We start from the raw sequence: 23,262 nt of genomic DNA on the forward strand, positions 1-23,262 counted from the left end.
TACATGATTGGAGCAAATGTTAGGCACTTATTGGATAATAATCACCTAGTTATCGGGATTGGAGAACTCGCTGAAATGACTGGTGTCACAACACGTCAACTACGATATTGGGAGAGTAAAGAATTTATAGAATCGATTCAGAACGAGCATCACGCTGCCCGTAGTTTTAACCTCGTCAATATCTTGAAAGTTGAATTAATTAAAGGCTATTTAGACGAAGGTTTCACCCTAAAAAAAGCGGTAGAAAAGGCTCAAAACCAAATGATTTTAATAGCGAATGCAAAAAAAATATTTAATGATTCCTTTAAATCCGTCAATATTTTTGAAGAGTCTCACACTGTCATTTCACTAGGAAATTTTGAAACACAAGCTGAAACGATTTATTTAATACGCGAAAATAAAACAGGAAAATCCTATTATCATATCCAAGCAAACGATGAACGTTTCAATTTGACTAAAGCTTTAGCTAATAAATAACAATAAAGGAGGGGACTGTATCTAGTCCGCTCCTTTTCTTTTTTACAATATAATTATATTTTTCACAATGGTTTTTACACTTTGTTTTTCAAGAAAATCAAACGATTAAAACTAACATCACTCTCATTGATTCTTGATTCAATCACTTTTGTAATCAATTGGGATTTCAGTGGCTCATCATTTTTCCATCACGACTTTAGAAATCACTTTCCTAAACTCTTCTATCAAATTCATTTACTCACTTAATTGAACGATGAACCAAATGATAAGAAATAAACACTAAACAAGCGCTTTACTTTCTGATTTTATCCACCTTATTTTATTTGCTGAATGAGTAAATCCGTTCAAAATAATGACTTAAGCTACTATTTAAATGATGGGTTACAAAAATCACGGTTAAATCTGGCTCAGCTAATATTGTCTCTTCTATCAATTGAGCAGTTTTAGGATCCAAGCCACTCGTTCCTTCGTCAATTATTAGTAAATCTTGAGTATGTAACAAAGCCCGACCTAATTCGACACGTTGTGCTTGTCCTCCTGAGATATTAGCACCTTGCACCCCAAGCGCCTGTTGCTTGTCAAAACTAACTTCGTTTAAAATCATATCCCTCATAACCTTAGTGAGTCTATCATCATCAACATCTTCTTCTAACGTGAGATTAGCGACTAAACTCAAATCAAAGATAGTTGCTTTTTGCGATACATAAGCCCAATGATATTTTAGTTCATCATCATCGATTCTTTGTAACGATTGGTTATCAACTTGAATAACACCTGTAAAATCACGATAATTTTTCATCAAAATATTTAAAAATGTTGATTTACCTGAACCACTTTTCCCGACAATCGCATATTTCTTCCCTTTTTCAAATACCATATCAGGAATTTTAACCGTTACTTCAGGAAACTGATAGCTCACATCCGTAACAGTAATTTTTCGAGTAAACGAATAATCTTGATTAGCTTTAATCGTAACTTCATCATAAATAAGTGCTTCATCGATTTTATCCGAAATCTTTAGAGCAGAGATAAAGTTAGTCACTTCATCAATAAAAAAACTGGTATTGCCAAAAAAATTGCCCGTCAAATCACCAATTGCAAAAATTGTTCCAGCAGATAATTTTTTAGCTAAAATCATTAATCCAGTTACTAATATAATAGCATATTGGGCGATTACCGAGCTCGAACGAATCGCGGTATACATCATTCCTTGCGTTTTCTTTAAGCGCTGCTTCTCCTCCTTAACCCCAATAATCACGCCAGCTAATTTCTGACTTAACAGTTGCGTGTGATTGTAGTGATAAAGCGTATCAAAGCCTTTAAACCATTCATCAATTGTCGCCGTATATTTTTCGAATGATTTCGACATTCTTGCTGTATTGCCCTCTAACGCCTGTTTAAATAACTTAGGAATTAACATCATCAGAACCGATAAAACCAGTGAAACGGCTAATAATAGCCAATGAAACTTAAATATCGCAATGGCAGAAAGCAATAATAGGGTCGCACTTGAAATGGCTCGGTAAAAATTTGCAAAGCCTTGTTCTTCAATTAAATTAATATCATTCGTTAACCACGAACTATACTCATTCGTATTACGCTCATGAAATTGTTCATAGGACAACTGTTCAATTCTTTCAATCACGCTCTTTTTAAAAGTAACTAATTGCTTTTGTTTAATATTCTCGACATATAACAAACGTATTAATCCAATGACTAGTGCAATAGCCCAGGCCCCTCCCGAAATTAAAAATGAAGAGAAAATAACGCACGCTCACTAGCAATTAAACTATTCATAATTTTTGCTAAATAAACCGTTGATAAAATAATCGCTCCTGATTCAATCATTGTTAATATCACTGCCCAAAAATTTTCTCGCCAATATTGCTTAATTATCGTTGCTAACATCTAAACTCCTTTCCTTGTTACAGACTATTTTAGCTTTTATTTTGTCCCTTATAGTAAAAAATAACTATGACAACGATGGATAATGAATAAAACAGGTTATCTGTTGTTAATAACTCTAAATGTAATAAATTGTTAGCGAGTAACATCGTTAACACACAAATAACTAACATAAAGCATATTAAACTAATTATTTTCTTCATTAGATTGACCTCATCCCTTTTTGTTTAAATTATATACCATAAACAAAAAAAGACACAAAAAAAGAGAGGTGCATAGCACCTCTCTTAGTGTTTAATCATTAATTACGCGTGAATTGGTAATCCTAACGCGATTTCAGCTGCGTCCATAGCCGCTTCTGATAATGATGGATGTGAGTGGATTGTTAACGCGATGTCGTCAGCGTTCATACCAGCTTCAATTGCTAAACCTAATTCAGCAATAATATCACTAGCACTGATACCAGCAACTTGCGCTCCAACTAACACATTACCTTCTTTAGTTGTTACTAAACGTACGAAACCTTCAGTTTGGTTTAATGATAAAGCACGACCATTACCTGCTAGAGGGAATTTGATAACTTTAACATCTAAGCCAGCTTCTTTAGCTTCTTTTTCAGTGTAACCAACTGTTGCTAATTCAGGATCTGTGAACGCTACAGCAGGCATACCAATGTAATCAATTGCAACAGGTTTACCAGCGATTGCTTCAGCAGCAATTTTCGCTTCGTAGCTAGCTTTATGAGCTAGAGCAGCACCTGGAGTAATATCACCAATCGCAAAGATTGATTTAACGTTTGTACGTCCTTGGTTGTCAACTTTAACTAAACCACGTTCAGTCATTTCAACACCAGCCACTTCTAAACCTAATTCATCAGTGTTTGGACGACGACCAACTGTTACCATTACGTAGTCAGCTTCAACTGTTTCAGCTTTACCATCTACTTCATAAGTAACTGTTACTGAGTCACCATTGTCAACGGCTTCTTTAGCCATTGCGTTAGTAACGATTTGAATACCTTTTTTGTCGAATTCTTTTTCGACAAGTTTAACCATGTCTTTTTCAAACGTTGGTAAAATTTGTGGAGAACCTTCAAGGATTGTTACTTCAGCTCCTAGGTTAGCATAAGCGCCACCTAATTCAGAACCGATAACCCCACCACCAACGATGACAAGTTTTTTAGGTACTTCAGTTAAGTTTAAACCACCAGTTGAATCGATAACGCGTCCGCCGAATTTGAATCCTTTGATTTCGATTGGACGGCTACCAGTTGCAACGATAGCATTGTTGAATGAGTAAGTTTGAGCGTTGTCACCGTTGATAACACGTAATGTGTGCTCATCTACGAAGAACGCTTCACCTTCGATTACTTCAACTTTATTTTTCTTTAATAGACCTTTAACGCCACCTGTAAGTTTAGCTACAACACCGTTGTTTTTCCACTCTTGAGTTTTAGCGAAGTCTAATTTAACGCCTTCAGTTGTTACACCAAAGATTTCAGAATCTAAAGCTTCTTGATATTTGTGTCCAGCGCTAATTAATGCTTTTGAAGGGATACATCCAACGTTTAAACAAACGCCTCCGATGTATTCACGTTCGATAATTGCAACTTTTTGTCCCATTTGAGAAGCACGAATTGCTGCTACGTATCCACCAGGGCCTGCTCCAATTACGACTGTATCTAATTCTAAAGCGAAATCTCCTACTACCATATTTCTTTCACCTTATCCTTCCATTAATAATAATTCTGGATCTGCTAATAAACGTTTGATATTGTTCATAGCTTTTTGAGCTGTTGCGCCATCGACGATACGGTGGTCGAAGCTTAATGATAATTTCATTACGCGACCTACTGCTAATTCGCCTTCAGCGTTAACGATTGGTTCTTGTTTGATTGTACCAACACCTAAAATAGCAACTTCAGGGTAGTTGATTACTGGTGTGAACCATTGTCCACCAACTGAACCAATGTTAGAGATTGTAACAGTACCGTTACGCATATCTTGAGCTGTTAATTTACCTTCATGAGCTAAAGCAGCTTTAGAGTTAATTTCATCAGCGATATCGAACATGCTCTTCATGTCTGCATGTTTAACGTTTGGTACATATAAACCATGATCAGTATCTGTTGCAATACCGATGTTGTAGTAGTTTTTGTAAACTACTTCGTTTGTAGCGTCATCGATTGAAGCGTTTAATACTGGGTATTGTTTCATAGTTGCTACTAATGCTTTCACAACGTATGGTAAGAATGTTAATTTAGTGTTGCGAGCTGCTGCAACATCTTTAAATTTCTTACGGTGATCCCATAAGTTAGAAACTTCAACATCATCATGTAATGTAACATGAGGTGCTGTATGTTTGCTGTTAACCATTGCTTTAGCGATAGCTTTACGAGTTGGGCTCATTGCTACACGTTCTTCTTGTTCTGGAAGACCTGCAAATGGTGTAGCTGCTTTAGCTGGAGCTGCTTTTTCAGCTTTAGCTTCTGCTGTTGGAGCTGCTGCCGCTTCTGTAGCTGCTGGAGCTGTAGCGCCACCGTTAGCAAATGCATCGATATCTTCACGAACGACACGTCCAGCTTTACCAGTTGGTACTACTAATGTAATATCAACACCTTTTTCACGTGCATATTGACGTACTGAAGGCATTGCTAAAACGCGTTTAGATGGTTGACCAGTTGCTTCACCTGTTGAAGATGATTTAGCTGGAGTAGCTTCTGCTGCAGGTGCTGCCGCTTCTGTAGCTGCTGGAGCTGAAACTGCAGTGTTGTGACCCGGAGCGTCGATTTCGATTAATACGTCACCAACGTTTGCTACTGTTCCTTCTGAAACAACGATTTTTACAACTTTACCTGTTACAGGTGATGGAATTTCTTCGACTGATTTGTCGTTTTGAACTTCTAACATTGTATCGTCTTCGTTGATTGTATCGCCTTCTTTAACGAACCATTTTACGATTTCACCTTCTGCAATACCTTCACCGATATCTGGTAATTTGAATTGGAATACTGCTTGACCTGCTGGAGCTGGAGCCGCTGCTGGAGCTGCTTCTGCTGCAGGTGCTGCTGTTTCTTCTTCGCCTTCGTGACCAGGAGCGTCGATTTCGATTAATACGTCACCAACGTTTGCTACTGTTCCTTCTGAAACAACGATTTTTAATACTTTACCTGTTACAGGTGATGGAATTTCTTCCACAGATTTATCATTTTGTACTTCTAACATTGTATCGTCTTCATTGATTGTATCGCCTTCTTTAACGAACCATTTTACGATTTCGCCTTCTGCAATACCTTCACCGATATCCGGTAATTTAAATTTAAAAGCCATGTTATTACTCTCCTTTGTAAGTTATCCTACTATTAGAATTCGTATACTTCTCTAACTTTTGCTTCGATGTCTGATGCGTTTGGTAACCATGCGCTTTCAGCTTGACCGAATGGGAAGATTGTATCAGGAGCTGCAACACGTCCGATAGGTGCTTCCAATGAAAGAACTGCACGTTCAGAGATTTCAGCAATAACTTGTGCTGATACACCAGCTTGTTTTTGAGCTTCTTGAACGACAACAACGCGACCAGTTTTTTCAACTGAAGCGATGATTGTTTCAACATCTAAAGGAGCTACTGTACGTAAGTCAATGATTTCTACATTGATTCCGTCTTTTTCTAAAGCTTCAGCGGCTTTTAATGATTCACGAACCATTGCACCGTAAGTAATGATAGATACGTCAGTACCTTCTTTAGTTACTGCAGCTTTATCTAAAGGAACAGTGTATTCACCTTCTGGAACTTCTTCACGGAATGAACGGTATAATTTCATGTGCTCTAAGAAGATAACTGGGTCGTTATCACGAATAGCTGAAATTAATAATCCTTTAGCGTCATATGGGTTTGATGGAATTACCACACGGATACCAGGAGATTGTGCAATTAAACCTTCTAAGTTATCAGCATGTAATTCAGGTGTATGTACACCACCACCGAAAGGCGCGCGGATTGTGATAGGCATGTTACGTGTGTTTCCTAAACGGTAACGAGTACGTGCCATTTGAGCTACTACTTCATCCATAACTTCGAAGATGAATCCGAAGAATTGGATTTCAGGTACTGGACGGTAACCTTCTAAAGCTAAACCGAAAGCTAAACCACCGATTCCTGATTCTGCTAATGGAGCATCGAATACACGATCTTCACCAAATTTTGCTTGTAGGCCTTCAGTAGCACGGAATACCCCACCATTGTTACCTACGTCTTCACCGAAGATTAAAACATTTTCGTCTTTTTCAAGTTCGATTGCTAATGCGTCAGTAATCGCTTGAATCATTGTTTTTTGTGCCATGCTTATTTCGACTCCTTCGCTTTGTAAATTTCAATTTGTTCAGCCACGTTTTGAGGTGATACTTCAAACATGTTTTCTAAGAATTCAGACACTTTTTGTTTTGGAGCAGCGTCAGCTTCTTTAATAGCTGCTGCGATTTCTTCTTTAGCTGATTCAATAACAGCTTCTTCTTTTTCTTCAGACCATAAACCTTTTTCAGTTAAGAAAATACGTAGACGGTTTAATGGGTCACGTTTTACCCAATAGTCTTCGATATCTTTTGTACGGTATCTTGTTGGGTCATCCCCTGATAATGTATGTGGACCATAACGGAATGTTAATGTTTCGATTAATACAGGACCGTTTCCAGCTACTGCCCAATCTCTTGCTTGTTTCGTTACAGCATATACAGCTAAAGCATCCATACCATCAACTTGAACACCTGGAATACCAGCAGCAACCGCTTTTTGAGCTAATGTTGTAGCAGCTGTTTGTAATTCACGTGGAGTTGAGATAGCATATCCGTTGTTTTGGATAAAGAAGATTGCGTTAGATTTAGCAGCACCAGCAAAGTTAATTCCTTCATAGAAGTCCCCTTGTGATGATCCACCGTCACCTGTATAAGTAACAACTACAGCATCTTTTTTACGTTTTTTAAGACCTAAAGCGACACCAGCAGCTTGAACGTATTGCGCACCGATGATAATTTGTGGTGGTAATGCGTTTAAGTCTTTATCATATTTGCTTCCGTTTACGTGGCCACGAGACCATAAGAAAGCTTGAGTTAATGGTAAACCGTGTTGGATTAATTGAGGAACATCACGGTATCCAGGTAATAAGTAATCTTCTTTAGATAATGCAAAATGACTACCTAATTGACTTGCTTCTTGTCCAGCAGTAGGAGCGTAGAAACCTAAACGTCCTTGACGGTTTAATGCAGTTGAACGTTGGTCTAATACACGAGCCCATACCATTCTACTCATTAATTCCACTAATTCCTCATCTGAAAGATCAGGCATTAAATCTGGGTTTGTTACTTTTCCGTTCTCATCTAATACTTGCACTGTAGAAAATTCTTGACTGATATTCTTTAATTGTGCTTCGAAATCAATCGTGTTTGTTTTCTCTTTAGCCATTGCTACACAATCCTCTCTTTTTGGTTATTGTATTGTTTTTAGACTTTCAAAACTCAACAGACATTCAAAACTGTATCATATTTCTGTCCTTACTGTCATAATTTAACACGCAAACAAATTAAATGCAAGCAAGATGCGCTTATCACTTTACATTAATTTGTCTAATAAAAACGCTTGGTTACGCATTTGTGAATGTCGTAACTTTACCTAAATTCCCAACGCTAATCTTCCCTAATATTTAGTGTGATTAGTACAACCAAAAAAACTGTATCATTTTCATTACAAGAGCGTTATATCAATTTTTCAGGGACTTTCATTGAAAACGCTTCGTTTCTAACCTTAATCTCTCTTTATTTATCATTTAATTTTTCCTTTGTTTATGAAAATTTAATGATACAGTTTGTGCAAAATTCACAATACAAAAAAAGAATCTATTTTCCTTAGATTCTTTTTTTGTACAATTTTGTTTTATTTTACTTAAGGTAAAATGTTACCTGCCGCACGATATAAAGCATACCAATCTTCTCTAGATAGGGTAATATCACTTGCTTGTGCCACTTCATTGACGCGTTCAAAATTCATTGTCCCAATTAATGTTTGAATGTTTGCTGGATGACGAGAAATCCAAGCAATTGCCAGACCTGTTTTAGTTACCCCATATTTTTTTGCTAACTCAGACAATGCCTTATTTAATTCAGGGAATTTAGGATTATCGACGAATGGTCCTTCGAAAAATCCATATTGGAATGGTGACCATGCTTGAATGGTCATATCATTCAAGCGACTGTATTCAATTAATGAACCATCTCGCATTACGCCTGCTTCATTTTGCATATTCACGTTGAAGCCATGATTAAGCATTGGCGTGAACATCAAGCTCATTTGTAACTGGTTGACTAATAACTCAATACCAGCAGGTGTTAATGATTTTTTTAGTAACTCAATTTGCATTGGATTTTGATTGCTCACTCCAAAGTGACGAACTTTACCAGCTGTTCTTAATTGAGTGAAAGCTTCTGTCACTTCTTCAGGTTCAACTAGTGTATCTGGACGATGCAAGGCTAGCACGTCTAAGTATTCCACATCTAAACGCTGTAGAATTTGATCAACTGATTGAATAATATGCTCTTTAGAAAAATCAAAAAAGCCCTGGCGAATGCCACATTTCGATTGAATGATAATGTCTTCACGTTTAAAACTCGTTTGTTTTAATGCTTTGCCAAAAATAGTTTCACATGCCCCTTGACCATAAATATCGGCATGATCATAGAAATTAATCCCTTGTGCATGGGCATTTTCTAAATAGTTTACCACTTCTGTTTCGCTTAATTGTGCCATCCGCATACAGCCAATGCCCACTTGTGATACTTCTAACTCCGGTTTGTTACCTAAAAAAATTGACTTCATAACATCCTCCTAAAACAGGTATTTTTCTTCATGTATTTCTTGGTTATCAATCACATCTAATGAGATAGCATTAACAAATACTCGAACTTGTTTTCTGGCTGCCGCATATTGATGGGTTTGCACTTTTTCAAATAAAGATAAGAATAGTTGGGTAAATAGGATGGCAAGTTCTCTTAGACTAAACTGCGAACTTGTTTCAGAATAAACTAATACCTCTTTAATAATCGTTTTGAAGCTATCGGTTAAATAGGCATTTTTTTGAAAATCAAAAAAAGTACTCTGTAATTCATTTAGTTCTTGGCTATCAATCTCTTTTTTGTCATTAAATGATTCGAAGAAAACGACTGAATCAGCTGGAAATTGATATTCCCATTGCTCCATACCAACCAATGTATGAATTAATAATAACTCAAACATTTGCATTCTATCAACAAATTCCTTGGTTGATAGCTGTTTAGGCGTGATATACGCCCCCTTGTTCGGAATTAACCTGACAACGTTTTCTTTTTCTAGTTTTTTAAGAGCCGCTCTAACTGGAGAACGGCTAATATTTAATTCTTTGGCAATATCTTCTTCTACTAATTTCATATTTGGCAAAAATTTTTGCGATGCAATATTTTGCTTAATATATAGGCGGACTTTCTCTTCCGCTTTCATCTTCTTTTTAATGTTAATCACTCCATATTTGTGAACCTATAGCATCACTGTATGCTTCCGATAGTTGTTCAACAGGAATCGCCACAAAACCAGCACCTGCTCTACTATCTTTAATCATCGAAACATTTGCTCCAAAAACCTGTATTTGCCAATTCTTTTGATAAGGTAATTGACCAATCAACTGTGGGTAATGATGTTTATCTACTTCAATGGTCAACCACTGTTCCTCTCGGGCTTCAAGTGACAACGGCCAACCACAGGCTGCTCTAACCAATGCATCTGTTTGTGACAATGTACAAGCATATTCGGTAAAATAGCCATCTGATGTTGGAACACCTGAAATTGTATTAACATAGATAATTCCCATATCGTTGATGAACATCTCAATTGTCAAAACACCTTTAACACGAAGCGTTAAGGTTAAGATTTCAGCAATTCGGTATATTTCTTGTTCCAATTCCTCTAATAGATGAATTGGGCCTACCGAACCTTCTAATGATTTATGAATTTTAGCTTTTTCTGAAATTGGGAAAAAGACTGGTTTATCCACGCCATTATTAGCAACCATCACGGATATTTCTTTTGTCTTAGGAATCAAGGACTCTACAATACAAGGACCATGTGCCATCATATCAGCACATTTACTAATATCTTCCATACCTTCAATAATAACAACATTCGGTTGATTAACTAATGGTTTGGCTGATTTGATAATACATGGATAACCCAAATATTCAACCGCATCATAAACATCAACCATCACATGTGCCACACGATACGGTGCAATATTGACATTACAATTCTCTAAAAACGCACGCTCTTCTATGCGATTTTTTGATAGCTCGACTAAAACTTTACCTTGTGGCAATATTGTTACTTCTGATAAAGCTAGTAAATCAGATAATTTAATTTGCTCATCGTCATAGAGAACCATATCCACTTTGTTAGCAAATTCAACTAGTTTCTTTGTGTCACTAACTGCTCCAATAATTTGCCAATCTGCTACATCAGAGGCTAAATTTTTAGGATTTTCATCAATAATTCCAATCCTCATCCCCATTTTCTTTGCGGACAAACAGATCATACGAGCAGTTTTTCCACCACCTATGATCCCAATCGTTTGACCTGGAATTAATAAGTTTGTCATACCTTCACCCATCTTCTATTTTTAAAAATTATTGTCGTACTTAGATAAATCATAAGTTTCAATCACATTAATTATTTTACTTGCATAATCCGGATCTGTCGCATAACCTGCTTGCTGTAAGGCTTGAGCTGCTTCAACATAATTTTTAGATGCTAATACTTGGTGATACAATTGTGTATTCCACGAAACCCCTTCATTAAATAAACGATTATGATCAATAATCGCCGCTTCAACTGTTGGATAGACTTTAAAGTACGCATTGACTGTCGCCCACTGATTATCGACAAACTCTTGTGTTGGGAATAATACTTTATCCTCATGTTCGCCTGCTTTAACACCAAACAAATTATTATAAGAAGCTAGTTCACTTCTTCCCCAATCCGACTCTAAAATCGCTTGTCCAAGAACGATGCTTGGTAATACACGATATTGCGAATAGTTACGCTGAGCAATGGGTGCGATTTCTTGAATAAATTCTTGCTTATGCTCTTGATCTAAGACGCCATAATTGACTGTGTTGGTAAGAATATTTTTTACAAACAACATACCTGTTCCGACCATTAAGATCATCACCAACCCTAACAGCATCACAACAAACGATAAAAAATAATTTTTCTTTCGTTTACGATTAATTCTTTTCTTTTTGTATTTTTTCAACTAATTCAACAAACTCCTCTAAAGTTAACTGATTTCCTGTTATATACTTAGCATTTTCCACGCCAACATAGCGGATATGCCATGGTTCGTAATTGATATTGGTAATCTCTTCCTTACCTTTTGGAAAACGAATAATGAAACCAAATTCGGCACAATGTTCATCAATCCATTTACCAGCTGCAGTCTCAATAAATTCTGGGACCAATCCTTTACCAGCATCTAGCCATAGCTGATCAACTAAGTCGATAGCCAAACCGGTATGATGTTCACTTTTACCAGGTTCAGCAACATAAACAGCCGTTTCTTCTTCAGCTTCTTGTTGACTCATACCTGCATTGATATTATCACTTATAGATTGCTCATAAACTTGTTCTTGATATGACACTGAGCGATAAGTCGAAACCACACGCAGACTTATGCCATCTGCTGCTGCAGCCTCTTTCATCTTTTGATATGGCGTGACTAAATCTGCATGTACTTGATAATTACTGTCTATAATCCCTGTTACAGCTGGTAATTGTTCATCACTGAATGCGTGAGAATCATTGACTAAAATTAAATCATAACGAGATAAATCAACCTGTTCTAAAAACTTTTTATCAGTTGATGTCGTTTGCTCATTATCACTTGTAGTGTCTATTGACTGATTACTGGCCCCTTTGTTGTTACTTACTTCCTTAGTTTGTTCTTGTTTAACAGACACTGTCTTATTGTCATGTTCTTGACTCATCGCTTCTTTACGATTAATAATCAACATGACAGCCATCAATAAGGCCAATGATACTAATATTTTCTTTGACATCTAATTTCAATCCTCTTGGTTTGTTTCCAAATAACTTTCTGTTAAGTTTTCATTTACCCAATCAAGTAAATCAACTGGTGAACTTTCAATTTGTTGCTGAATAACTGCTGGTAAATGAAAAATTAGAATATCATCCATTCCCCAAATGCCATATTCAAGCGACACACGTATTTCAAAGCGACTACTTGGATTTTTCGGGTTTTTATCTCTAATTGAATGACTCTTTTGGGTAATTAATTCGATTTTTGCTTCATCGGTTTGCAACCACTTCTGAGCAATTAATGATTTTAGTCGCTTATATTCAGACACGACATAATTTCTTTTTTCCGGGAAAAGAGCAGCTTGCCTAATTAATTTTTGAATAAGCATCCACTCGTAATCAGAAAATAAATTTTTTATTTTTTGGTTATTTTCAGCGCTTAATGTCACCTCACCTATTTTCCAACCTTGCCACGTTTCGGGTTCAACCTGTAAATACTCTTCATAAAACAACTTTTCAGTAATGTATTGACTTTTTACACGATCGACAACAATTTGTACAAATGATTGATGCATCTCTTCCGCCACCTTTACATAAACATATTACTTAAGATAAAAAGCTTTTTTTTATTTCTAAAAAATGCTCAAACTCTTGAAGAAAATGAAATAAACTCGCACGATCCTCAAATTCTTGACGATTAATCGGTAGAGCCGTCTGACGATAGTAATAGTAGACTTTCTGTAACTTATCTAACAATAGTTTACCATCATTTGCTTCCGAAAACTCGCTAGCTGTTTCCTCTAAAATGTGCGCAATTTCTAATCCCTTGTTATCTACTCGTTCAATTTCTTGTAAAATAACTTCCATTCTCTCTAACGATTGAATTTGTAGTTCACGCATCGAGAAATATGATTGAAAGTAACTTTCATCACTAAAAAAATGATTTTCTGTATGTGTTTTAGACCACTTCCTCGCAGCTGATAATTCGTCTTTAACAGCGACTATTTCAGCTTGTGCACTAGGAACTTGTTGCTTCATTAACTCAGTCGCCATTTTGTGTAAAATACGCTTAATGCCTTCATCAATATTTGCTTGTTTAGAGCGTAGTGTTTTTGATAAATCAGGCATATAAAGATTAGCTAATAATGCACACCCAACACCTAATATCATTAAAAAATAGGCATTAAGGACGTTAGACACGGTCATTTCTTTATAAGTTATAAATTGTGAAATCAAAACTGAATTAACCGCAATGCCTTCATTTAATTTGAACTGATTAGATAACGTAATGAACACAAGTAAAAACAAGCCAAAACTAAGAGCATTGTACCCCACTAAATGATAAACCACAAAAGCAATCACCAACGCTAAGGTTAACGATAATAACCGTTCAAATCCAACTTTTAATGTAGAACGCTTGGTAGAAGTCAGGCTCAAAATCGCAATGATTCCCGCTGAAGCTGGATTTAGTAACCCTATTTGTTGCGCAATAAAGATTGCAATAGGTGCACTTATTGCTGTTTTCACCGTTCGTAAACCTATTTTCACATTTTCACCTTCTTTTCTTTATCTTATCACATTTTTTATAGCAAGCGATAATGCAACATAATATTAATTAATATTTAAAATCTAAAGCGCTTCATCAGATGATTTCTTTGTTATAATGTATTAATAAGGAAATAAGAAAGGGAGCGACACTATGACAATCGGACAATTTCGTCTAGGCTATCGAACCCTAAAAACTGCGCTTTCGGTAGCTATCTGTATATTAATTTTTAGTTTTTTTGATAACCACACACCTGTTATTGCTTGTTTATCAGCAATTGTCGCATTACGTGAGGATATGAGCCAAACCTATTCGTTTGGTGGACTACGTGTACTAGGGACTATTATTGGTAGTCTTGCAGCCGTTCTCTATTATTTCATGCAACAACCTATTCAAAACAAAGACTTAGCAACCTTCATATTAATTCCAATATTCGTTGGACTGCTAATTATTGTTAGCGACGGGCTTAATTTGAATAAAGGAATCGTTGCAAGTGAAGCCACCTTTTTAATTATTATCTTTACTATTCCACAAAGTCAGGCCTTACTTTATATTTTTGAGCGAACGTTTGATTCATTTATCGGTGTGTTTATCGCCTTAACAATTAATCGTTTAATTAAACCACCTGCTGATGCAACTGAAGAAGAGGTAAATGAAGTCGTTGAGGAACTTGTGAACGAATCACCTGATCCTCAAACACGTATTAGCGAATTAGAACAGGAATTGGCTGAATTACGAAAAAAAATTACCAACAAAACGACTGACAGCGACAAATAGAATGAAAACGACCAATTAAACGACGAATCACTTTATCTCAGTCGCTATCTTGCGTATAATGAAAAAGGAATTCAATAGAAAGTAGTGACAAAATGAGTAATAAAAAATCTAAAAACGCCTATAAGAAAACCAAATGGTATTCGTGGGGGGCAATTATTGTTTTAATTTTAAGTTTTTTAGGCGTTAATGTCCCAGGTGTTATCACCGATTTTTTTGAGGTGAATAATGGAACAGCCAAACAAACAGAAGTGAGTAACCAAACCAGTAACGTTCCTAAAGAAAGTGGGAAATCTGAGTTCAACACTAAGGAATTGGAACAATCATCAAAAGGTTGGATTACGTACCAAGCCCTAGATCATCTAAAACGTCCAACTGGCGCCGATGCGTTATTAACTAATGACATGATTGGGACCGGTTCAAAAGCCAACAAGGACATTAAACCACCGGGCTTCATCTCAGGACTTTCACCTTATGGTCATTCACGCGGCCATTTAATCGGGAATCAATTTGGTGGTAGTGGGAATGAAAAAAAGAATCTGGTGACGATTTATCAAAATCCGGTTAATAGTCCCTATATGACAACCTATGAAGGAAAAATTCGCGATGTCTTGAATCGCGGTGGTATTGTGCGCTATCGTGTGACACCTTTGTATGATGGTAACACGTTAATGCCAGCTGCCATTGAAATCCAAGCCAAAAGCATCCAAGGAAAAGCTTTAGACTTCAAAGTCGTGATTCCTAATCAAACCGAAGAAGGAGTCAAATAAACAATGAATGAATGGCAAATTGATAGTTTAGCAAGTTTAGATGGTAGCGTCTCGGCCTTTAAGGACTTCGTCACTAGTCAAGCAATCTACGAAATTGACGGCTATTTTATTTTAGAGTATCCTCGGATTGAACGGTTGTTTCAACAATCCATTACCCAACTAGCAGATACTGCGCATATCACTCCTGACTTTCTCATCGAGAATCAGGCAAGCGTCATTGCCATGACTATCGATGGTGACTTTATTATCGCTAATGATCAACATACTTGGGTGCTAGAACGTTCTCTTTATAAAGAAGATTGCGAATGTTTTACCTTGCCAATTAACTTATGGTGGCAGGCTTACTTTGATGGCGAAATCATATCCAGAATTTTAGCTTTATAACAACAAAAAGAGGTGGCCAAAGCGGCTCACCTCTTTTTGTTAACAATTCTTACGAAAAGTTAATTATAATTCTTCTTCATCTTCTTCGTCTTCATAGTCAAGATCGCTGTCTAAATCATCTTCATCCACAATCGTTAACTCATCTTCAACGCCTTCTGGAATATCATCGTCATCCGAGATATCATCAGCGCCTAATTCTGATAAGTCTTTGTTGTATTCAGCGATTTCTTCATCTTCGTCTTCATCATCGATATAATCATCATCGTCATCGATTGTTAAGTCACTATCTTCTGGATCATCATCATTGTAATCAATCGCATCTTCATCGCTATCGATAAAGGCATTAACGCGTTTACGTTTCTTACGTACTGGACGATCTTCGTCTTCATCATCTTGGAAGTTCGACACTTCTTCGTCGATAGAATCGATTGGATACCATGAACGTAAGCCCCAACGATTTTCTCCTAAAGAAATAAAACTACCATCAATGTTTAAATCTGTATAAAACTGTGATAATTCTTCACGAATCATGCTATCAGATTTACCTAAATAATTTTGGATTTGGTTAACTAGATCTGAAAAATCAATAATATCTCCACGCTTTTCTAAAATCGCATGTGCTACTTCAATCATTGATAATTCTTCTCTATTGACACCTTCAAACGCTTTAATCTCCAAATCGTTACACGTCCTTTCAAAGTCTACTGTTTATCATACAATATTTTGGTACTAAAAATCAATCATAAATCTCGATTATGCTGTAAATTGTAGGCGTAAATGATAAACACCTAACTTATCCTGACCCGCATGTAATTCATAGTCAATCTCGACATTGCCAGAAACGGGTTTATCTTTCAATGTCACACGCAAATTATTAGTGACTGTTCTAATCGGAATAATCCCGTAAGGCGTATGATAGTTAGCCTCAAATTCTTGCTGATAAGCAAATCTTAGGCGCATACGTTGATAATCAGCTCGAATTAAATGTACCGTGCCATCTGGTTCAATTTTAATGGTCACATTAATTGGTTCTGCTGTTGGTTCCTCAGAATTAATCGGTTCTTGGTAGCGAATATATAGATTATCCCCTACTTGGACAAATTGTCCTAACACATCAAAAAAGTGTTCGTCCATCTGCTCATTTTGATAAATTTCTGTTCTTAATTGAATGGAAATTGGCAAACCATTTCGTTCCGTCATTTTAACACCTGCTTATTCATTAATGTCTATAGTGTATCAAATTTTAAAGCGTTTGTCTTTTTTGGTCAATCTTTTATGAATGTTATTCGCCAAACCTTACTTTTTAGTTGTTTTCCTATATAATAGTAACTAGAGAAAACAAAGGAGCGTTTTGAATGCTAAGCAATTATTATCAATTTTTATCAACTTTATTTCCACTTTGTTATGATCAAGTGGTGATTGCCTCTGAAAATCAATTCACCCCATTTGCTTATACCGATATGTTAACAAGTCAAATGACTAAAACAAGTCAGCCGGTGTTACATTTCTGGCAGTTAGAACAATCAGTGATTCTAGGTATGAAGGATTCGCGCGTTCCCCACTTTAAACCAGCCTTAACAGAATTAGCCTCACAAGGTTATCATGTGATGTTAAGAAATTCAGGCGGACTTGGTATTGTCGCGGATAAAGGTATTTTGAATATTTCCTTTATTATTCCTAACCCTGAAATTGCCTCACTTAGTATTTCAGATGCCTATCAATTAGTCATGAGTATCATTCAAACGGCTTTTAGTGATTTTCCACAAGTAGTTGAGGCAAAAGAAATTATCGATTCATATTGCCCTGGCGATTATGATTTAAGTATTCATAATCGTAAATTTGCAGGAATCGCCCAACGTCGTATTAAAGAAGGCATTAGTGTCATGATATACTTGAGTGTTAACGGCAATCAAGCAAAGCGTGGCCAGTTAATGCGCCAGTTTTATACAACCGGTTTGGCAGAACAATTTGGGACAAATGGTTATCCACCCGTTAAGCCTGAATCAATGGCTAATCTTGAAGAATTATTAGATACAACTTTAACCATTTCGGAAGTAAAAGAACGTGTCACTTCAGCTTACGCTAAACTCTTTACCACACCGCTTACTATCTTAACAGATGAAGCGTTAACTGGTAATATTGAAACGCAACAAGCACTTGCTAGACAAATCGAACGCATGAGTGATCGTAACGAAGTGATTACGGATAGTTTAGGAGGTAGCAATGGAAATACCCTATAAGTTACAAACGTTACCGATTGAAAAAGTCTTTAAAGATCCCATTCATAATGATATCCAAGTTGAACATCAAGTGATACTGGATTTAATTAATGCAAAAGAGTTTCAGCGACTACGACGTATTAAACAACTAGGCACTTCTTCCTTCACTTTTCACGGTGGGGAACACAGTCGCTTTTCTCATTCGCTTGGGGTTTACGAAATAACCCGCCGTATTTGCGATATTTTCGCTCGTAATTTTTCAATTGAAAAAGATCCTGTTCATGGTTGGAACGATGATGAACGCCTGGTTGCTTTATGTGCAGCTTTACTACATGACGTTGGTCACGGACCTTATTCTCATACGTTTGAATCAATTTTTGGGACGAACCACGAGCAATTTACAGTCGACATCATCACCTCGCCTTTTACCGAAATTTATCAAATTTTGAATAAGGTCGAAGATGGCTTCCCACAAAAAGTGGCAAGCGTCATTACGAAACAATATCCAAATAAACAAGTCGTTCAAATGATTTCTAGTCAAATCGATGCCGATCGCATGGACTACTTGTTACGTGATGCTTACTTTACTGGTACGGAATATGGGACATTCGATTTAACACGAATTTTACGAGTAATTCGCCCCTACAACAATGGGATTTGCTTTACCACCAACGGCATGCATGCGGTAGAAGATTACATTGTTAGTCGCTACCAAATGTATATGCAAGTCTATTTCCACCCTGTTTCGCGCGGTATGGAAGTCGTTTTAGACCATCTTTTGAAATACGCTGGTAAGCTTTATCAAGACAGCCCAGCTTTTTTTGAAAGAACATCCCCTTGCTTAGTCCCGTTTTTTGAGAAGAATGAAACATTAGAGGACTATTTAAAATTAGATGATAACGTCTTAACGAGCTACTTCCTAGTATGGAGTGATCATCCGGATGAAACGTTGAGCGATCTAGCCCAACGTTTCTTAAACCGCAAGCCACTCAAGTCAGTCAAATTTGTCGCTGAACAAGATGAGCCGCTGATTGAAGAAATGAAGCAACTTATTGAAAAAATTGGCTATGATGCGGAGGTCTATACGGCTATTAATACGAGTTTTGATTTGCCGTATGATTTTTATCGCCCAGATTCTGTTTCATCTCGCACGCAAATCGAGCTGATGGAATATGACGGGACGCTGATTGAATTATCGCAACAGAGTTCATTAGTCCGTGCCTTAGCTGGTGAAATTCATGGCGATGAGCGTTTCTACTTTCCAAAAGAAATGCTGACGACCGAGGACAATTTATTCAGCGATATTTATCAACAATTCCAACGCTACATTCGTAACGGAAAAATAAATAAGCACAATTAAGGAGAGAACACATTGAGTATTAAACTAGTCGCAATTGATATTGATGGGACATTAATCAATTCAAACCACCAATTAACCGAAAAAACAATCGAAGTCATTAAACAAAAGTCAGCCGAAGGAATGAAAATCGTGATTTGTTCTGGCCGTCCGCTAGTTGGGATGTTAGACGTTGTGAATCAACTAGGCTTAACAACTGACCAGGATTATATTATTAGCTACAACGGTGCCTTAGCTGTTAATGCAGCGACTCATCAACCCTTTGTAGAGCATTCATTAACATACGATGATTTAGCGAGTCTTCATCAACTAAGTTTAGACGTTAACGCTCACTATCACTATGCGGATTTAGAGGCAATTTATACCCCTCATCGTCGCATTAACCCTTATTCAGTTCATGAAGTAACTTTAACTGGTATGCCATTAGAACACTTACCATTCGAAGAAGTGAACAAAGACAACAGCATTTGTAAATTAATGTTTATTGATCCGGAAGAAGAAATCACACGTATTATGGATGAAATTCCTGAACAATTTTATGAACAATATAATATCGTTAGAAGCGCACCTTTCTTCTTAGAGTTCTTGAATAAAGACGCTAGTAAAGGTTTAACCCTTAAAAATTTAGCAGACAAGCTAGGTATTGATGCAAGCGAGGTCATGGCGATTGGTGATAACGAAAATGACATTTCAATGTTAGAATATGCAGGTGTTGGAGTAGCAATGGGTAATGCTACTGAAAAAACTAAAGAATATGCACAAAAAATCACCTTATCTAACGATGAAGACGGTGTTGCTTACGCACTAGAGAATTTCACGAACTAACTGAATAAATAAGCACTTCACTTTATAAACTTCTTAATAATTGATAGAATGATGACAGATGTAATTTTGAGGAGGAAACTATTATGAAAATGGCACATACTTGTGTACGTGTAAAAGATTTAGAAGCATCAATTGAATTTTATGAAAAAGCATTTGGGTTTGAAGTTAGCCGTCGTCGCGAATTTCCAGAGCACAAATTTACGTTGGTTTATATGACGTTACCGGGTGATGACTACGAGTTAGAATTAACTTATAACTATGATCACGAAGCTTATGACTTAGGAAACGGATTTGGACACATTGCAATTGCAACAGATGATTTAGAAGGGTTACACGCTAAGCAAACAGAACAAGGTTTAGACGTAACACCACTTAAAAACTTACCTGGTGTTCCCCCTTCATACTACTTCGTTATGGATCCAGATGGCTACAAAGTTGAAGTGGTTCGTTTCAAAAAATAAGTTCTTAATTAGAAGTTATGACAAAAAAGTCATAACTTCTTTTTAATTTCGCTCTTTTTCTGTTAAAATAAAAGTAGATAATACTTAAAACAGGAGGCTTAATTATGAAACCCTTTAAAAATAGTTTAGAAGAAAAACACTATTTTGAAACAGAAGCCACTGAGCAAGAATTTTTAGCTTGGTACAATCGCCAAGAACAACCTAAATACGAAAAACCTTCTGTCACCGTCGATAATGTCTTATTTAGTTACGACAAGACGTCTGAAGATTTAAAAATATTACTGATTCAACGTAATACTCACCCTTATCGCCTATCTTGGGCTTTACCGGGAGGCTTTGTGAATCCCAATGAATCAACTGATGACAGTTGCATTCGCGAAACAAAAGAAGAAACCAACGTCTCTATCACTAAAGATAACATTGAACAATTACATACCTTTAGTACCCCACACCGCGACCCACGTGGCTGGGTGATTACGGTGAGTTATTTAGCCTTTATCGGTGAAGAACCGCTAGTTGCCGGTGATGATGCCAAAGCTGCCTTCTGGTTCTCACTAGTTAGAGATGGCGACTTGCTTTATTTAAGACACGACAAACAAGAACCCATTATTCTCGATTTAATAACCGAAGAATCAATCGGTAAAAATAAACTAGCATTTGATCACACGCAAATCATCTTGAAAGCTTTTAAACGGGTTGAGAATAAAATGTACCATGAGCCTCGTATTTTGCAGGTACTCGGAAAAGATTTCTCAATTACCGATGCTAGAAAAGTATTTTCTAAATTTTTAGGTGGTACTTACCGTGATATTGACCATTCTAACTTCAAAAAATCACTACTACCTTATTTACATGAAGTGGGCGAACGTCCTACGGGTATCGGACGTCCCTCTAAGTTTTATGAACTAAATTTAACTGAAACAGACTAACAAAAATTGCCCTGTCGCATCGACAAGGCGATTTTTTTATAATTGAACTAGCGTCTTAAAGTTGATAAGACCATACACAAATAACGCGATAAACAAGATGAAAATGACTTTTTCATAGTTTTTAAATATTGTCTCGCCATTTTTGCGTTTAACGTAAATGTACATGATACTTCCAGGTAATAACGCCATTACTGTTAATACGAGATACATGGATCCAGAAGCATAGAGTACCCAGAACATATAAATGGACGCAATAATCCCAACTAGCCAATTTTTAATCCGCTTGTCTTTGGTCGAAGCGGTTAATTTTACTTGGAATAGCGCGACACACGTATAAGGTAATAAAATAGTTGAGGAGGATAATTTGGATAACATCGTGTAGGCTTCATCTGTTACTAAAAATGACAGCAATAAGAATTGCACAATTAAGTTTGTAATAATCACTGAGTTAATCGGTATATCATTTTTATTTTCTTTCGTAAACAGTTTTGGAAATAGTTCACGTGTCCCCGCTTGATAGGCTACTTCTTCAGCTAATAACGTATTGGCCATCCATGAACCAAAAATCGAAATAATAACTCCCAAATTAACAATAATCGCCCCTGGTTTACCAATCAGACTTTCTAGAACATACGCCATCGCTGGATTGGGTAAACTTTTTAATTCTGCTTGGCTCATTACCCCGTATGAGAAGACCGTCACAATGGCATAAATGATTGTGACTGAAGCAAACCCCAAAATCGTTGCTTTCCCGACATCACTACGTTTTTTGGCACGTCCAGAAAAGACAACCGCTCCTTCGACCCCAATAAAGACCCAAACTGTTACTAAAACAGTCCCTTTTAACTGTTCCAAAATACTTGTTTCAAGTTGGCCATTACTCTTGAGGTTTCCCCAAAAATCAGTCGTAAAAACATCTAACTTAAAGCCCGCAATGACACAGACAATAAAAATAGCAATCGGTACCATTTTGGCAATCATTACACTGGTATTTAATAGTGTGGCCTTATCCAACCCTCTTAAAATTAAGAAGTGCATCAACCATAAAATAATGGACGCCCCAATGATTGACGGTATATTTTGACCATCCTCAAATACGGGAAAAAAATAACCTAACGCACTAAATAATAACGTCCCAAATGCCACGTTTCCAATAATAACCGAAATCCAATACCCCCAGACCGAGTTGAACCCCATGAATTCACCAAAACCTTCTTGGGCGTAACTAAAAATACCCGAATCTAAGTCGGGCCGTTTACTGTTTAGATTTTCTAAACAAAACGCGAGTGACCCCATCCCAACACCAGCAATCACCCAACCTAATATCGTCACACCGGCTGATGCTGTGTTGGCCATTTCCTTCATTAAGCTAAAAATACCAGCACCAACAATGGCGCTAATAATAATCCCAATTAATGAAAACAGACCGATTTTCTTTTCCGTATTTTCCATCCAATCCCCCCTAACAAAAAAGAGATAAGCTACTAGCTTATCCCTCTTCTAGATACTCG

25 protein-coding genes are annotated in these 23,262 nt (G+C 36.8%); 9 read left to right on the top strand and 16 right to left on the bottom strand.

The window, feature by feature from the left end; genetic code table 11:
* The first annotated feature begins 3 nt into the window (after positions 1-3).
* Entirely contained in the window at positions 4-477 is a 474-nt protein-coding gene (locus tag FA707_RS07575; RefSeq protein WP_136953653.1) for a MerR family transcriptional regulator, read from the top strand.
* Between the two features lie 319 nt (positions 478-796).
* On the opposite strand, the gene FA707_RS07580 is transcribed toward FA707_RS07575, so the two are convergent.
* From FA707_RS07580 to FA707_RS07635, 13 genes are all read right to left on the bottom strand, one after another.
* Entirely contained in the window at positions 797-2,176 is a 1,380-nt protein-coding gene (locus FA707_RS07580; RefSeq protein ID WP_168177375.1) for an ATP-binding cassette domain-containing protein, read from the bottom strand.
* A gap of 47 nt (positions 2,177-2,223) precedes the next feature.
* Positions 2,224-2,385, bottom strand: a complete 162-nt coding sequence (locus tag FA707_RS10480) for a hypothetical protein (RefSeq protein WP_154299919.1) — start codon at positions 2,383-2,385, stop codon at positions 2,224-2,226.
* 302 nt (positions 2,386-2,687) lie between these two features.
* Entirely contained in the window at positions 2,688-4,094 is a 1,407-nt protein-coding gene (lpdA, locus tag FA707_RS07585; protein ID WP_136953655.1) for a dihydrolipoyl dehydrogenase, read from the bottom strand.
* Between the two features lie 12 nt (positions 4,095-4,106).
* Positions 4,107-5,711 (bottom strand): dihydrolipoyllysine-residue acetyltransferase, encoded by a 1,605-nt coding sequence (locus FA707_RS07590; RefSeq protein ID WP_136953656.1) that lies wholly within the window; start codon positions 5,709-5,711, stop codon positions 4,107-4,109.
* Positions 5,712-5,743: 32 nt separating this feature from the next.
* Positions 5,744-6,721 carry an alpha-ketoacid dehydrogenase subunit beta gene (locus FA707_RS07595; RefSeq protein WP_136953657.1) on the bottom strand — a complete coding sequence of 326 codons (978 nt, stop codon included), beginning with the start codon at positions 6,719-6,721 and terminating at the stop codon, positions 5,744-5,746.
* Positions 6,722-6,723: 2 nt separating this feature from the next.
* Complete coding sequence (gene pdhA, locus FA707_RS07600) at positions 6,724-7,836, bottom strand: pyruvate dehydrogenase (acetyl-transferring) E1 component subunit alpha (protein ID WP_136953658.1); 1,113 nt, start codon at positions 7,834-7,836, stop codon at positions 6,724-6,726.
* 477 nt (positions 7,837-8,313) lie between these two features.
* Entirely contained in the window at positions 8,314-9,243 is a 930-nt protein-coding gene (locus tag FA707_RS07605; protein ID WP_136953659.1) for an aldo/keto reductase, read from the bottom strand.
* Between the two features lie 9 nt (positions 9,244-9,252).
* Complete coding sequence (locus FA707_RS07610) at positions 9,253-9,921, bottom strand: GntR family transcriptional regulator (protein ID WP_154299920.1); 669 nt, start codon at positions 9,919-9,921, stop codon at positions 9,253-9,255.
* Complete coding sequence (locus FA707_RS07615; RefSeq protein ID WP_168177376.1) at positions 9,914-11,047, bottom strand: ATP-grasp domain-containing protein; 1,134 nt, start codon at positions 11,045-11,047, stop codon at positions 9,914-9,916. The genes FA707_RS07610 and FA707_RS07615 overlap by 8 nt, the downstream gene beginning before the upstream one ends.
* 21 nt (positions 11,048-11,068) lie before the next feature.
* Entirely contained in the window at positions 11,069-11,704 is a 636-nt protein-coding gene (locus FA707_RS07620; protein ID WP_246032315.1) for a glycoside hydrolase family 73 protein, read from the bottom strand.
* Entirely contained in the window at positions 11,676-12,506 is an 831-nt protein-coding gene (locus tag FA707_RS07625; protein WP_136953662.1) for a M15 family metallopeptidase, read from the bottom strand. Before FA707_RS07625 ends, FA707_RS07620 begins: the two co-directional genes overlap by 29 nt.
* A 6-nt stretch (positions 12,507-12,512) precedes the next feature.
* Positions 12,513-13,061: a hypothetical protein gene (locus tag FA707_RS07630; protein ID WP_136953663.1), complete on the bottom strand. Its 549-nt coding sequence runs from the start codon at positions 13,059-13,061 to the stop codon at positions 12,513-12,515.
* Between the two features lie 31 nt (positions 13,062-13,092).
* The gene (locus FA707_RS07635) at positions 13,093-14,034 is read right to left on the bottom strand and encodes an aromatic acid exporter family protein (RefSeq protein ID WP_136953664.1); all 942 of its coding nucleotides are present in this window, start codon (positions 14,032-14,034) and stop codon (positions 13,093-13,095) included.
* A gap of 151 nt (positions 14,035-14,185) precedes the next feature.
* On the opposite strand from FA707_RS07635, the gene FA707_RS07640 reads away from it, so the two are divergent.
* The 3 genes from FA707_RS07640 (at position 14,186) to FA707_RS07650 (ending at position 15,960) form a co-directional block, all read left to right on the top strand.
* A complete protein-coding gene (locus FA707_RS07640) occupies positions 14,186-14,809 on the top strand; it encodes an FUSC family protein (RefSeq protein ID WP_136953665.1) in 624 nt (207 codons plus the stop codon).
* 92 nt (positions 14,810-14,901) lie between these two features.
* The gene (locus FA707_RS07645) at positions 14,902-15,576 is read left to right on the top strand and encodes a DNA/RNA non-specific endonuclease (RefSeq protein ID WP_136953666.1); all 675 of its coding nucleotides are present in this window, start codon (positions 14,902-14,904) and stop codon (positions 15,574-15,576) included.
* Positions 15,577-15,579: 3 nt separating this feature from the next.
* The gene (locus FA707_RS07650) at positions 15,580-15,960 is read left to right on the top strand and encodes a hypothetical protein (protein WP_136953667.1); all 381 of its coding nucleotides are present in this window, start codon (positions 15,580-15,582) and stop codon (positions 15,958-15,960) included.
* Positions 15,961-16,023: 63 nt separating this feature from the next.
* On the opposite strand, the gene rpoE is transcribed toward FA707_RS07650, so the two are convergent.
* Complete coding sequence (gene rpoE, locus FA707_RS07655) at positions 16,024-16,638, bottom strand: DNA-directed RNA polymerase subunit delta (RefSeq protein WP_136953668.1); 615 nt, start codon at positions 16,636-16,638, stop codon at positions 16,024-16,026.
* 75 nt (positions 16,639-16,713) lie between these two features.
* Positions 16,714-17,160 carry a YwiB family protein gene (locus FA707_RS07660; RefSeq protein ID WP_136953669.1) on the bottom strand — a complete coding sequence of 149 codons (447 nt, stop codon included), beginning with the start codon at positions 17,158-17,160 and terminating at the stop codon, positions 16,714-16,716.
* Positions 17,161-17,315: 155 nt separating this feature from the next.
* Between FA707_RS07660 and FA707_RS07665 the strand changes: the two genes are divergently transcribed.
* From FA707_RS07665 to FA707_RS07685, 5 genes are all read left to right on the top strand, one after another.
* On the top strand, positions 17,316-18,200 hold the full coding sequence (locus FA707_RS07665) for a lipoate--protein ligase family protein (RefSeq protein ID WP_136953670.1): 885 nt from the start codon (positions 17,316-17,318) through the stop codon (positions 18,198-18,200).
* On the top strand, positions 18,184-19,539 hold the full coding sequence (locus FA707_RS07670; protein ID WP_136953671.1) for an HD domain-containing protein: 1,356 nt from the start codon (positions 18,184-18,186) through the stop codon (positions 19,537-19,539). Before FA707_RS07665 ends, FA707_RS07670 begins: the two co-directional genes overlap by 17 nt.
* Before the next feature lie 12 nt (positions 19,540-19,551).
* Positions 19,552-20,361 carry a sugar-phosphatase gene (gene yidA / locus FA707_RS07675; protein ID WP_136953672.1) on the top strand — a complete coding sequence of 270 codons (810 nt, stop codon included), beginning with the start codon at positions 19,552-19,554 and terminating at the stop codon, positions 20,359-20,361.
* Between the two features lie 83 nt (positions 20,362-20,444).
* Positions 20,445-20,822, top strand: a complete 378-nt coding sequence (gene gloA / locus FA707_RS07680; RefSeq protein WP_136953673.1) for a lactoylglutathione lyase — start codon at positions 20,445-20,447, stop codon at positions 20,820-20,822.
* A gap of 104 nt (positions 20,823-20,926) precedes the next feature.
* Positions 20,927-21,751, top strand: a complete 825-nt coding sequence (locus FA707_RS07685) for an NUDIX domain-containing protein (RefSeq protein ID WP_136953674.1) — start codon at positions 20,927-20,929, stop codon at positions 21,749-21,751.
* Positions 21,752-21,787: 36 nt separating this feature from the next.
* On the opposite strand, the gene FA707_RS07690 is transcribed toward FA707_RS07685, so the two are convergent.
* On the bottom strand, positions 21,788-23,203 hold the full coding sequence (locus FA707_RS07690) for a basic amino acid/polyamine antiporter (protein ID WP_136953675.1): 1,416 nt from the start codon (positions 23,201-23,203) through the stop codon (positions 21,788-21,790).
* Positions 23,204-23,262 lie beyond the last annotated feature (59 nt).

The sequence above is a fragment of the Vagococcus zengguangii genome (genome assembly GCF_005145005.1).
GTDB lineage: Bacteria > Bacillota > Bacilli > Lactobacillales > Vagococcaceae > Vagococcus_A > Vagococcus_A zengguangii.